This window comes from Vibrio sp. PID17_43 (assembly GCF_002608565.1).
Classification (GTDB): domain Bacteria; phylum Pseudomonadota; class Gammaproteobacteria; order Enterobacterales; family Vibrionaceae; genus Vibrio.
Genome location: NZ_LIXM01000004.1, coordinates 1 through 12,465, shown reverse-complemented (window position 1 = coordinate 12,465; position 12,465 = coordinate 1). Strand labels below are relative to the sequence as shown.

14 protein-coding genes, 1 pseudogene and 1 riboswitch are annotated in these 12,465 nt (G+C 45.2%); of the genes and pseudogenes, 5 read left to right on the top strand and 10 right to left on the bottom strand.

Going from position 1 to position 12,465, the window contains the following annotated elements; all coding sequences use genetic code 11:
• The first annotated feature begins 4 nt into the window (after positions 1-4).
• Positions 5-265: a CZB domain-containing protein gene (locus tag AK965_RS03860; RefSeq protein ID WP_099078367.1), complete on the top strand. Its 261-nt coding sequence runs from the start codon at positions 5-7 to the stop codon at positions 263-265.
• Positions 266-380: 115 nt separating this feature from the next.
• On the opposite strand, the gene AK965_RS03855 is transcribed toward AK965_RS03860, so the two are convergent.
• The 4 genes from AK965_RS03855 to AK965_RS03840 all read right to left on the bottom strand — a co-directional run bounded on the left by AK965_RS03855 (position 381) and on the right by AK965_RS03840 (position 3,590).
• On the bottom strand, positions 381-866 hold the full coding sequence (locus AK965_RS03855; protein WP_099078366.1) for a VOC family protein: 486 nt from the start codon (positions 864-866) through the stop codon (positions 381-383).
• Positions 867-1,077: 211 nt separating this feature from the next.
• The gene (locus AK965_RS03850; RefSeq protein ID WP_099078365.1) at positions 1,078-1,314 is read right to left on the bottom strand and encodes a putative quinol monooxygenase; all 237 of its coding nucleotides are present in this window, start codon (positions 1,312-1,314) and stop codon (positions 1,078-1,080) included.
• Positions 1,315-1,349: 35 nt separating this feature from the next.
• Positions 1,350-3,197: a M3 family metallopeptidase gene (locus AK965_RS03845; RefSeq protein ID WP_099078364.1), complete on the bottom strand. Its 1,848-nt coding sequence runs from the start codon at positions 3,195-3,197 to the stop codon at positions 1,350-1,352.
• Between the two features lie 219 nt (positions 3,198-3,416).
• Positions 3,417-3,590, bottom strand: a complete 174-nt coding sequence (locus AK965_RS03840) for a hypothetical protein (protein WP_099078363.1) — start codon at positions 3,588-3,590, stop codon at positions 3,417-3,419.
• A 486-nt stretch (positions 3,591-4,076) separates the two neighbouring features.
• On the opposite strand from AK965_RS03840, the gene AK965_RS03835 reads away from it, so the two are divergent.
• Positions 4,077-4,364, top strand: a complete 288-nt coding sequence (locus AK965_RS03835; RefSeq protein WP_099078362.1) for a hypothetical protein — start codon at positions 4,077-4,079, stop codon at positions 4,362-4,364.
• Here the strand turns inward: AK965_RS03835 and AK965_RS03830 are convergent.
• The 5 genes and pseudogenes from AK965_RS03830 to thiD form a co-directional block, all read right to left on the bottom strand.
• Positions 4,267-4,774 (bottom strand): annotated as a pseudogene (locus AK965_RS03830) (HAD family hydrolase). The gene AK965_RS03835 and the pseudogene AK965_RS03830 sit on opposite strands and share 98 nt — an antisense overlap.
• Positions 4,775-4,815: 41 nt before the next feature.
• Positions 4,816-5,334, bottom strand: coding sequence for a GNAT family N-acetyltransferase (locus AK965_RS03825; RefSeq protein WP_099078508.1), 519 nt, complete (start codon positions 5,332-5,334; stop codon positions 4,816-4,818).
• Positions 5,335-5,488: 154 nt separating this feature from the next.
• A complete protein-coding gene (locus AK965_RS03820) occupies positions 5,489-6,214 on the bottom strand; it encodes a phosphatase PAP2 family protein (RefSeq protein ID WP_099078361.1) in 726 nt (241 codons plus the stop codon).
• A 189-nt stretch (positions 6,215-6,403) separates the two neighbouring features.
• Entirely contained in the window at positions 6,404-6,544 is a 141-nt protein-coding gene (locus tag AK965_RS03815; protein ID WP_119464194.1) for a hypothetical protein, read from the bottom strand.
• A complete protein-coding gene (gene thiD, locus AK965_RS03810; RefSeq protein ID WP_172438062.1) occupies positions 6,544-7,416 on the bottom strand; it encodes a bifunctional hydroxymethylpyrimidine kinase/phosphomethylpyrimidine kinase in 873 nt (290 codons plus the stop codon). The genes AK965_RS03815 and thiD overlap by 1 nt, the downstream gene beginning before the upstream one ends.
• 110 nt (positions 7,417-7,526) lie before the next feature.
• Positions 7,527-7,637: riboswitch (TPP riboswitch) on the bottom strand.
• Positions 7,638-7,982: 345 nt separating this feature from the next.
• Between thiD and AK965_RS03805 the strand changes: the two genes are divergently transcribed.
• Both AK965_RS03805 and AK965_RS03800 read left to right on the top strand, forming a co-directional pair.
• Positions 7,983-9,368, top strand: a complete 1,386-nt coding sequence (locus AK965_RS03805; RefSeq protein WP_099078360.1) for a TldD/PmbA family protein — start codon at positions 7,983-7,985, stop codon at positions 9,366-9,368.
• Positions 9,368-10,711: a TldD/PmbA family protein gene (locus AK965_RS03800; protein ID WP_099078359.1), complete on the top strand. Its 1,344-nt coding sequence runs from the start codon at positions 9,368-9,370 to the stop codon at positions 10,709-10,711. Before AK965_RS03805 ends, AK965_RS03800 begins: the two co-directional genes overlap by 1 nt.
• A 77-nt stretch (positions 10,712-10,788) precedes the next feature.
• On the opposite strand, the gene trmY is transcribed toward AK965_RS03800, so the two are convergent.
• On the bottom strand, positions 10,789-11,388 hold the full coding sequence (gene trmY / locus AK965_RS03795; RefSeq protein ID WP_099078358.1) for a tRNA (pseudouridine(54)-N(1))-methyltransferase TrmY: 600 nt from the start codon (positions 11,386-11,388) through the stop codon (positions 10,789-10,791).
• Positions 11,389-11,546: 158 nt separating this feature from the next.
• Here trmY and AK965_RS03790 point away from each other — a divergent pair, with 158 nt between their 5' ends.
• Entirely contained in the window at positions 11,547-12,071 is a 525-nt protein-coding gene (locus AK965_RS03790; protein ID WP_099078357.1) for a DUF3087 domain-containing protein, read from the top strand.
• The last annotated feature ends 394 nt before the right edge of the window (positions 12,072-12,465 follow it).

Here is a 12,465-nt window from a genome sequence, read left to right as displayed (position 1 = left end):
TCCTTTGTTCTTCCTTGAGAAGAGTATATATCCAAGCGACTACAAAGGTGCGGGTACGCAATATAAAGAACGGCGTAGTTTTGCTCTGCTAGAAGAGCCACATAAGTTAGTGCACGAGCATGGAATTAACGCACTTAAGTATGGCAAAAATGCGGACACTCATTCGATGAACAACGCCATCAAAGCCATGGAGAAAGCCAGCTATGAGGTGGTTTACCAGCTTGATAGCTTATTGGATGACATCACCTCAGCCAAGTTTTGTTGAGTCGTAAGTGGCGGTGAATCTGCTTTTCAATCAATGGGGTAGCGATTAACCTGCGTGATTCAAACTAAAAAAGGATTGGCACAATGCCAATCCTTTCTGTCTCTTACGTGTTGAATTATTCGTAATCAGATGCGTAAGTTTCTTCGTAAGTATGCGAGTAAAGTTCGAATAGGTTACCAAACGGGTCTTCCAGGTAAACCATCTGCGCCGGTTTGCTATCGTCTTCTGGGTGGTAGCGCATGATATCCATACGTACTTTACCACCAAATTCTTCTGTGCGTTTGATCGCACCTTCGAAGTCGTCTGTTTGCAGACAGAAGTGGAAGATGCCGAGGCGAGAGAAATCCACTTCGTGACGTTCCTGACGCGCTTTCATTTCAAACAGTTCAACGCCGATACCATCTGTCGTCACAAGGTGTGCGATGTTGAAGCCTTTAAAACCTTCACCGAATACCGCGATACACATACGACCGATTGCCGTTTCGCGCTCTTCAATTACTTTTGTGTTGTTCATGACGATTTTTAGACCCAGAGCTTTAGTGTAAAACTCAACGGCTTTGTCCATTTCACCGACCATGATACCTACGTGATTCATTTTCATAACTGTGCTCCAAACGCTGATGATGATTGGGAATTCGTTTCGATGGAGAGAGTATATGGGGTGGTGTGAATTACATGAAATTATCAATTATTCTTATTATGATAAATTTATGTTATATCTGAGTCGAAGATGCATGGAGTAAAAGAGAAAAAAGCCAGTAGGGTAACCGTTGCTGGCTTTTAATGTGTGCTGTGCTGTGCTGTGCTGTGGTTTAACCGATGTACGACATTTCATTCAGAGTAAAGACATCCACAGCACCCTCAGTGGCTTTCATGTATTCCACTAGGTGCTCGTTACCCATGTGTTGTTGCCATAGTTCGCGTGATTCCCAGTTTTCGTAGAAAGTGAAATTCGCTGGGTTTTCGTTATCTTGGTGAAGGTCGTAGTTGATACAACCTTCTTCGGCACGAGTGACATCAATCAGTTTAAGGAGTTCGGCTTTTACCAATTCTACTTGGGTATACCCCTAGCTCTTGGTTTCGCTTATCGACCGTACGTCTCTTGGATGTAGCGCTCAAACTGCTCGCACATCTGCTCGTCTGAGACTGCATTGCTTGCAAGCTCTTTGCTGCCATCCACCACTTTAATGCTGGCATTTAAAGACGCCACTGGGGCACGTTCACGAGTTTGCAGCGAGGCAATCTTCTTCTGCTGCACTTCCCATGCTTGTTCTGGGGATAGGTTACACACATCTGCCAGATACTTAGCGTTAAAGCCTTCACCCGTGAGACTAACGATAGTCTCGTTGTGCGATAGGTGGTTACCTGCATGCCAGTAATGTTTCGCCAGTAGCGGACCAATCTCTGGGTTGTCAGTCAGGTAGCCAAACTTGTCGAGGAAGTAAGCTCGAGTCTGGTAAACCGCCATGTGTGCTAGCAAGTAACCGTGGTAGGCACACGCTGCTTCATCAGACAGAAGGTGTGGAATGGCCATCAATGGGCGTGGGCTGCATTCCAAACCAAGGATCTGCTTTTCACAATCGCGCGCCAGTTTAGTGATGCGCTCTGGCGTCAGTTCTTCATCGCTTAATTGGTAAAGCGCACGTTCAAAATACGGCACAACTAGAATGCTGCGCTCTTCGTACGCTTTGAATGGCTGACGGCTGTTGATCATCGCTTGGATGATCTCATCCGGTACTGGATTACCTTCTGCGTCCAACGCGTATTGTTTTAGCCAATCGGCATCGGTCAACAGGCTGTCACAGAACATGGATTGTGTTTCTGCGTATGCCATGGACGTCGGGGCGAACTCTTGAGAGAAACACGGCGCGTTCATCTTCACGTTAGAGAAGTGCGCAGCGTGACCACCTTCGTGGAACAAGGTGTTGATGCCATCGTAGCCGCTGCCAACTTGGTCTGGCTTAGCATTACTGGTGAAGTTCACTTGCGCTGCAACCCACTCGCCTTGGTTGTAGAACGATGGGATAGGTCCATGGCAGAAACCGTTCGGGTATTTGCCTTTGCGATCAAGCAGGTCTAGCGTCAGTTCTGCGCCTGAATATTCGATGTTAAGACGACCGAACGACTCCACCCAGCGACGCAGCGATTTTGAGAACGGTACGTACGGATCTAGGTCACGCATGACGTCACCCGCGAACGAGTACACAAAGTTGTAGCCAGTCAGTGCGCTTTGACCTTTTTGCTCAGCAAGGTTTGTTAAGCTGCTTAGATGTGCTTCGCGCGTGCGTTGTTCAAAGTCATCCAAGATGTTGAACAGTTGCTCTGAGCTCATCTTCTCTGTTTTCTTCACTGAGTAATCAAAGAAGGTTTCGTAACCTAAAGAACGCGCAAATTGGTTACGCAGTTTGATCAGCTCAATAAAGCCGTTTTGTAGCAACCATTGCTCAAGGTCGAGCAGCGTTTGGTGTGCTGATTGACGCACTTCTTCGTGATTGTTGGCGCGAATCGTCGAAGACAATACCGGCAAAGATCCTTCTATCTGCTCGCCGTTTTCATTGGTAAACATCAGGACGTGGTTTTGCTTTTTCTCGAACAACTCGGCTTCAAATGCAATCAGAGCATTTTTTTGCGCTTGAGCTTGCTCGCCTTCAATAGCGTGTGATTCAAACGTGGCTAACCAGCCTTGCAGACCAATTTGCGTTTGTTGTTTCTCTTGTGGATCAGCGATCGCTTCAGCCGCTTCAAGTTGTGCTTTGATGGCTGAGATTTGTTCGGCGTTGCTTAAAAAATTCGTCCAAGTTGTTTGTGCTTTTGTCGAGCCATCGTGGTCGTCGCTGATGCCCATGTACGTTTCCCAAAAGAAGTCTTCTTTGGTGCGATGGATAGCGAGGTAACGTTGGTTGAGGTCGTTTAGGTATTCCGTTGCTGTCATTTTGATCCTTCAAATGTTTGCTTTATTGAGGTTTTTATCGTCGTCGATTATGGCATGCACAAGTAGGGGAAAGGAATGGCTGAATGTGGATAAAATGTTATTTTGCAATTGTCGTCGGAAGGTATAGGTATAGATAACGAATGACGAGGTAAAAGAAGCAATGCTACGTGTTGAGGGATGAGGCCGAGCGATCACTCACTCGGCAGAAATGGTGTTTCATTACTCTTCTGGGTATTCGCCTCTCTCTTGAGTTTGGCCTTCTGCTTTCCAATGTTCGTTTGGATCGAATGCTTCATCACAAAGATCAACGGTGTAACCCATTTCAGTGATTTCTTTAAGGGTTAGATTATCTGCAATTTTCGCAGTATCACCCGCTTTATTGCGCAGTTCCATAAGATTCCCTCCTGTACCGTTCTCTGTCTATACCCAAGTAACCGAGTATCGAGAGGTTACTTGGGTATAAGTATATATCTCTTTGCGCCTAATGATGGGGAAGAGCTCTTTATTTTTGCAACACATTGGAGACGCGCTTTAAGTTGAGATAACAATACGTCTTAATATCATAGTGATAACTTTCAAGTGGTTTGTGAATGTGGCACTGATGTGGTTTTGTTTGCGCCACGCATAATGAATCTTATCGAAGTGATACCCAAGCGAGTGTGATCTTCGCCAATCTTGCCGAGAGCGTTATGAGAGTGATTTTAAATTTTATTACTTAATTAACACGTTGATTTATAATGTTAATTTTGTGTTCATGTTGGCGGTGGTGATGTTCGCTAGCGTGCGTAAAAGAAAAAGTAAAAATTATCTAAATTAGGCGGGGATATTTCCGTGCCAGAGAGTACAATCCTGCTCCTTAGTTGTATTGGGAGCAGAGTTATGACCGCTAAGCCAGATCGAATGACCGCAATGCGCGATATCATTACACAAGTGAAAGCAGAACTGCCGATCTACGAACCAGAAACGTTTGTTTGTGGGCCTGAAGGTAAGTGTATTGGTTGTCCGAAAAAATTGTTAGAAATGGTCGATTCTGAACTGAGTTATTGGGAGTCGGCAATGGAGCGCGGTATTACGCCTCAGTTTGATGAGCTGCGTCGTTTTGGAAAAATGTGTACCAATGTGCGTCGTGGTTTGATTCGTAATAACGTGCCATTGTTGAATGCTTAATCAATAATTCTCGAGGATTGAACCAAATGACGTTTAATCCGGCTTCCAATGCGGGGTAAATGTCTTTTTTGGGAAGGTCTCCCACCATCGTGAGTTGATTGACAGGAACACCAAGTTGCTCGGCAATGGTGTGATAGAAGGCTGGTTGATTTTTCTGGATGCCAAGATTAGCAAAGCAAAGTAACCAGTAACGAATTGATCGAGTTTGACTCGTTGAAAGGCGCATTGTACATCTTCCAGGGAGGAATCTGACGCGCTGGTGGCAATATAAATAGGGTACTTACTCGAGAGCTTAGCTAAGGTTTCTCTCGCTTGGGGAATAACTTCTACATATTCCCAATCGCACATTTTCCTTGTGCCTCGGGAAAATCGACCATTAAGGTGTTTCCCCAATCGAAAAGAGAGATCATGTTTGAATCTCCTTTATTCGTACTTTCTGCAAAATATGCCTTTATTTTTGCAGTGAATAGAGTTTATCGGCGTACTTTTGTTCACCTATTTTATACGCACCTGGGATGGTTTCGGTGAGTTGGAATCCGCACTTTTCCAGAACCCGTTCAGAGCCAATGTTGCCCTCCGTCACCTTGGCGGAAAAGTGCGAAATCTGATGTTCGTTTGTTGCCCATTCGATGACGGCTGCGAGTGATTCCGTACCGTATTGCTGGCCATAAAACTCCGGCAACAATAAGTATCCCACTTCGGCTTTGCCTTCTTGCAGAACAAAGCCTGTAATTCCAATAGGCTGCGAGGTTTGCTTTTCGTAAATCACTAAACATAACCAATGATCACTTTGTGGTGTCCATGCAGGTAGGCGTGACTCGAACTTGTGCATCAGATCGGAGTCAGAAGGTGGATCAAAACACAGGGTGATAATGTGTGGATCGGTGTGCAGACGTTGGTACAAAGCCCAATTGTCCATCGTAAGCGGTTTAAGTGTCGTTCGATGTGTTGTTATGTTGAGCGAAAGCACGCACAGTTCCCCGCCTTGTGATTGAGTGTTATTTCTCAAACATATCAAAAATACTTTGATAAACAACATCTAATTCTAAGTTTGGTGTATTAGGTTTATATCAAAAAAGAAGCCAGCAACTTGCTAGCTTCTTTTTATCTGGACTTGCTGAGCTTTATTTTGCTGTTAAAGAAATAAAAGGCAGTTTTTTGGTAATTTGAAACACAGGGATCAAACTGAACACTACCGTAACGAACACCACCGAACCAATCAAATCCTCAATTCTGTGCATGCCGAGCCATAAACGGCTGTAAGCCACGCCCATTGCCCACACCCACAAAGTTACAGCAGAGAAATAGCACTTATGCTGCAAAAGTAACCCACCAAAGAAAGCTAAGCAGATAGAAACGAAAATCGTATGACCAGATGGGAAAGAGTAATCCTTTTCGCCTTGCCAGTGACGAGTGCGCCATTCGCTGACTTTCTCAGAAATCTGTCCTATAACATTCGCTTGCTGTGGGGTTGCTAGTTGATAAAACGCTTCTGGGCGCTCAATCAATTGCTCTGCGGCAAGCAATTCGGTGTAGGGACGTGGGCTTTCTGTCATCAGCTTTAAGCCTGTTTTGCTGGCAAAACCAATCACCAGTAACAATCCCAGCATAGACAGTTTTTGCATCCAGTCAGACTGGGTTGGTTTGAAGCGATAAAGGGACAACACCAACAGCGTTAAGGTAATCAAAAAGCCTTTGCTGCCCGCAGAATCCGTCAGCAGAGTAAAGAGAATGCCAGTGCCATCAGAAACGTGAGAAGTAAGATCGTGATACGAGGCAAACAGCGAAAGCGGGATGATGCCAAGAATGAACAAGGCGAGCATCATCAAACCGTATTTTTTAGTTTTCATCAAAAGTCATACAGCAGTCGAAATTAGGCAGCTATCTTACGACAATCGATGTGAAAAACTTATCAACGCTGTGTCAATTCGAATGTGAAAGTGACATCGATGTCGTTCATTGATGAAGCGCGGTATTAGAAAGTGTTGAAATGCAAATGCGCTCATCCATAAGCGCTTTGTGTTTAAAGGACAAGTAAGCTAGTTCATCAAACGCAGTAGGTACTCCGATGCGGCTTTTGGATCTTCCGCATGGCAAATGGCCGAAACCAAAGCCAAGCCGTGAACGCCAGTTGCGCCAAGCTGCGGAATGTTACTTTCGTTAATACCACCAAAGTGCATTAGCGCACATGCGTGTAATCTGCAAAAAAGTGGTTCACAGGACCATGACCTTTACCGACTTCAAGCTCATCTGCGTGCGCTATGGCTTGGCTTATATACTGCTTACCCAGATGAACGGATTTGTGCAGATTGTTGCCTTGACCAAGGTAAGACGCGATAGCTGAAGACAGGGTACAGCCTGTGCCATGGGTGTTTTGGGTTGAGAAGCGCTTGGCGCTAATCAATTCAGAACTGTCTGGCATGATCAACAGATCGTTGCTGTTTTCGTCTTTCTCTAAGTGGCCGCCTTTTAACAGCACTGCTTTTGCACCTAGTGCACGTAAATCAGAAATCATATCGTTCATTTCAGACTCTGATTGAGGCACCGGCTTGCCCGTCAATGCTGCACCTTCAGGTAGGTTAGGGGTAATGATGTCTGCTAGCGGAATCAGCACTTCTTTTAATGTGTTGATCGCCGACAGTTCAAGGAGTAAATCGCCGCTGGTGGCCACCATTACAGGGTCAACCACAAGGTGTTTAGGGCGGTATTGCTTAATCTTGTTGGCAACGGCTTTAATGATGTTGGAATCTGTCAGCATGCCGACTTTGACGGCGACAATGTTGAGATCGGTAAATACTGCGTCGAGTTGGCTTTCTACATGGTCGAGAGGAATAGGGAAAATGGCAGAAACGCCTTGGGTATTTTGCGAAGTAATCGCCGTGATCACTGAGCAAGCAAAACTGCCGGTTGCGGACAAGGCTTTGATGTCGGCTTGAATGCCTGCGCCTCCACCGCTATCAGAACCTGCAATCGTCAACACAATCGGTGTGTTGGATGAAGATGTTGCTTGTGGCAGTGTTGATGGTTTTTCTTGTCTTGACTGCTGCGCCATGGTTGCTCCTATTACAAGACATATAGGAACAGACTTGGCCATCGCAAAGGAAGATTGTTGATCGGATCCGTTGAGGCTAGCTGAACTGATGGAGTTCAAGATCAGCTAGTGGCAAAGTGGTGATAGTTCCCTACGTCAGTGCTAACTGAATCAGGTTCAACGGGTCTCGAATTTCGATCTCAGCCAACGCATGAACTGCATTGGCTCCCCGACTATTTCGCAAAGAGCATAGCAGTTCCCCCAGTGAAGCTGCACGTGCTTTTTCCTGTTATGAGGATCTATCGATTAAATATGAGGTGTGGCAGAGGTAATAGAGGATAGACATCAGAGCAAATGACGTGCTGCATTGAAAGTCGCAGCAAAAGACACCATCTAATATCGAGATATCGACATATTACGTAACGAATCGTTCTTTAATTTAACAAGGATTAGCATAAAACAAGGTTAATAAAGTGTTAACATTTAACGCGTTGCCAATATGTCTTTGAGTTATCTTATAAAGCGACTAGATAGAGTCTAACTCAAAGACAAGGAAGGCGAGAACGATCAACGAGCAAGGAGATCTCATGCTTAATTCTGTAACGGCGAAAGCGGTGATAGATCACGCTCTGTTTTTAGGGGCTGATTTCGCTGAGTTATTCGTTGAACACCATCAAACCAACACGGTCCAGATCGCATCTGGTGAAGTGGATAAGGTTAACTCGGGTATTGATTTTGGTATCGGTATTCGTCTCTTCTTCGGTCATAAAGTGCTTTACGGTTACACCAACAGCACCGATGAAGCCGAACTGAAACGCGTAACCTCACTGCTTGCTGCAAAAGACAAGCGTGAGCAAATCGTTTCAACAGGTTCTCTCAATCTGAACCGCTACCCAATTCAACATGGTTGTCGTATGCCACTTGGCAAAGACGCTAACCTAGATTCTAAAATCGCTTTCCTATTGCAAGTTGACCAAGCAGCACGTGCAGAGAGTGAACACATTAGCCAGTTCATTGGTAGTGTGCTTCAGCGCGAACAACAAGTGTCTATCTTCAACTCAGAAGGTCTACACGTTGACGATACTCGCCATTACATTCGTGTTGTTGGTAATACCGTAGCTCAAAAAGGTAATGAGCAATCTTCTGGTATGGAAGGGCCAGGTGCACTTGCTGGTTGGGAGTTCAGTGAACAACTTGATGCGAAAGAACTCGGTCAAACTATTGCGCAACAAGCGTTGGTGAAACTTGGCGCGGATGCGTGCCCATCGGGTGAAATGCCAGTGGTGATTGGTAACGGCTTTGGCGGCGTTATCTTCCACGAAGCGTGTGGTCATTTGCTAGAAACCACTTCAGTTGCTAAAAAAGCATCCGTATTCCACGACAAGATGGGCGAAATGATAGCTCACACTGCCGTGAATGCAGTTGATGATGGTACCATGACCAACGAATGGGGCTCGATTCATATTGATGATGAAGGCATGCCGACTCAGCGTACTCAGTTGATCAAAGACGGTAAGCTAACGAGCTTTATGGTTGACAAAATGGGTGGCATGAAGACAGGTTACGAGCCTACAGGTTCTGGTCGTCGTCAAAACTACAAGTTCGCACCGACTTCGCGTATGCGTAACACCTTTATTGAACAAGGCGAGCATTCACTTGATGACATGCTGGCAGGTATCGAACGTGGTATCTATGCGAAGAAGATGGGCGGCGGCTCGGTTCAGCCGGGCACGGGGGAGTTCAACTTTGCCGTTCGTGAAGCTTATCTCATTGAAAATGGCAAAATCACCAAACCTCTGAAAACAGCAACGCTTATCAGCACGGGGCCAAAAGTGTTAAAAGAAATCAGCATGGTCGGCAAAGACATGGCGCTTGCTCCGGGCATGTGTGGTTCAGTAAGTGGCTCAGTGCCAACCACAGTCGGTCAACCAACATTGAAAGTAGATAATATTCTGGTAGGAGGCGGTAACTAATGAGCCAAGAAAAACAACTTCTTAATGCGGTTGATTACGTCCTATCAGAAGCAAAGCGTCAAGGTGCAGAAGCTGACGTGATTGTAAACCGCAACAGCAGCTTTTCTCTGAAAGCGAACCAAGGACAGTTGGATGAGTACAAAGTAAGCTCAAGCCAAGTTCTGGGTGTTCGTGTTGTGAAAAATGCGCGCGTTGCAACAAGCTACTCTGAATCACTAGAGCAACCAAGCTTAGATTTGATGCTGACCAATGCACTGCAAAGCGCTCGCTTTTCTAAGCAAGATGAACATCAGACCATTAGCTGCGTGAATAGCCAAATCACGACCGATGTAACTGAGATTGCGCAAGAAGATGCGACTTCAGTTGACGAAAAAATCGAACTTTCTCTCGCGCTTGAGCAAGGCGTCGTGGCTCTACCTCACGCTTCTAGCTCACCTTACAATGGCTATAGCGATGGCGAGACTCAACTGATTATCGCCAATACTCAAGGCACGTTGTGTCAACATTTCGAACGAGCGTTTACTTGTTATGCGTATACCTTGTTTGAAAAAGACGGCAAACAGTCGATGGCGGGGCAAATGTCACTTGGACGTCGTTTTGATGAGTTGAACCCAGCTTACTGTATCGAAGGCGGTTACAACCTTGCTCGTGATCTTCTCGAAGGCGAGCCAGTTGCGACGGGTAACTATCCAGCTATCTTCCACATCAATGCGCTAGCAAGTTTGTTTGGCGCATTCGGTAGTGCTTTCTCTGGTGTCAGTGCAATGAAAGGCATCACGCCGCTGGGTGATAAGCTTGGTCAACGTGTTGCGAGTGAGTTGATTACCTTTACCGACGCGGCTTATATGCCAAATGGTATGGCCATTGCGGGTTTTGATAGTGAAGGCTTTGCTACTCAAGATAATGTCATGATTGCCAATGGTGAATTGAAAACCTTGCTACACAACAGTCAAACAGCAAGTTACTTGGGTGCAGTCTCGACGGCAAGTGCTGCTCGCGGGGCAAAATCGAGCCTAGACGTATCCGCAAATCACAAAGTGATTGCGACAGGTGACAGCTGTGCGTCAGAAGTAAAAGCGGGTGAGTACTTAGAGCTCGTCGAACTTCAAGGTGTTCACTCTGGCGCGGATGCAGTGAGTGGTGATTTCTCATTTGGTGCTAGTGGCTTCTTGTGTCGTGATGGAAAGCGCGTTCAACCAGTGCGTGGCATCACGGTCGCGGGTAACTTCTACAAGATGCTGCAAGAGATTGAGGCAGTAGGTGATACTCAGCTTATTAACGATAGTCGTACTTTCTTCTCGCCAGACGTACGCTTTGCACGTTTGAGTATCGGTGGTAAGTAAACCTAGCATTCCTATAGAAACAAAAAGAGGACTCAATGGAGTCCTCTTTTTTTTATCGAATGATTAACTCGCGAGAATTAAAATTCGCGGATGTCCAATTCATTGTGGATCAATACCACACACTGAGAAGCGAAAAGCATCTTAGGACCTAAGCTGATCTTTCCTGTGCCAAGGCGCTTTAAGCTGTTAAAGGACTTCTTCGGCATCGGAATATGGTCAGTTAGCAAGAAACATGGGTTTGTCCCGATTTCTGCGTCACGGACAAATTCGCCTTTTTTGTCCAACATATATAGCTGGTGGTCTTCTGCCAGTTCTTGCACCAGACGTTCGAAGCTTACCGTACGAACGGTAATACCAGGCTCTACTTCACGAAGCTGCTCTTTGCCCATACCCACAGACGCATCTAAAGCACGAGCGACCGCTGCTATCAACGTTGACTCATGAAAGCCGCCGATGTTAGTGATGTCGTTTGAGCGAATCGTAATAGTACGTGAAAAATCCTTGGTGCTCTCTAGAACCAAGTACACAACCACATCTTCGCGATGAGATTGAGCAACGAACATGGTGTTCATCATGGTATGAGCAAGTATCTCTGTATGCGCTTCATTACCAACACCTTCTAACAGTGCTTTGCTGGTGGTTGGTGCCGCGCGAGCTCGTAAAACAAAAGAGCGCATGAATTTAGCCTCTATATAGGAAGAGTGAATGCGCGGAAGTATATACCCAAGCAGGGAAGGGATGCGAGTTTAATAGCAAATGTGAACTTACTTACAAAGCTTCGATTGCCGTACGGAGTATGCTAGTTAGAATAGAGGCAACCTGTTAGGAGCGGTATATGGAAATCAAAAAAATAAATAAACAAGTCTATAGAAAGAAGGTTAACCTGGTGATTGGTGGCTTTGTTGCCTTGCTTGCTATCTCTTCTCTTGCTTTTAGTACGCTATTAATCGTCTTGTTTGGTAATACAGATGTAGTACCTGAACAGTCGACGGGGAACTTTCATTGGAACTTAATTGGTGTTGTGCTCGCCTTAGCCACTTCACTGTCTTTGTTGAACCAATTCAAAACACGCCCTTATATGGAAGAAGTGTTGTATGTCTGGAAACTCAAGCAGCTGCACAACAAGATCTTTCGCAAACTGAAAAGCATTAAAGCCGCTTCTGCTGAGTACGACATAAAAGCGCTGACGATACTGAAATTCTACTATACGACCCAAAGCCAGGTGTTTGAGCTAGACAACAACACATTAACGATGAGCAGTGTGAATAAAGAATTAGAGGCAATTGAGCAAATCGAAGCGTCGCAATCACTGGATCTTGATATAAACAGCTTTGAAGAGTCTTGGTTAGACACATATTGATTGCCGATTTGCTACCTAATGCTAACATTTGAGTGCTAAAAATAAGCGTTTGAGTGAGATTTCATCACTCGACGCTTTTTTTTAAGTTTTTTTCTAAAAAAGGGTTGCCAAGAAAAATCATCTCCTTATAATGCGCCTCCGTTGTCAGGGCAAAGCGGAAACGCGAAAGCAGTTGGCAATGAGGCGAAAGAAAAGCTTCTAAAAATTAATTTTAAAAAGTGTTTGACACTAAGAATTAATTCCTTAGAATATGCCTCCGCTTCGTTAGCAAAGCTTACGAAGCAAGCTCTTTAACAATATAGACCTATCAATCTGTGTGGGCACTCGTTGATGATAATCCAATTAGATACCTTGGTATCAAATTAGGTTTCAATGAACTGAGTGACCAATCAAG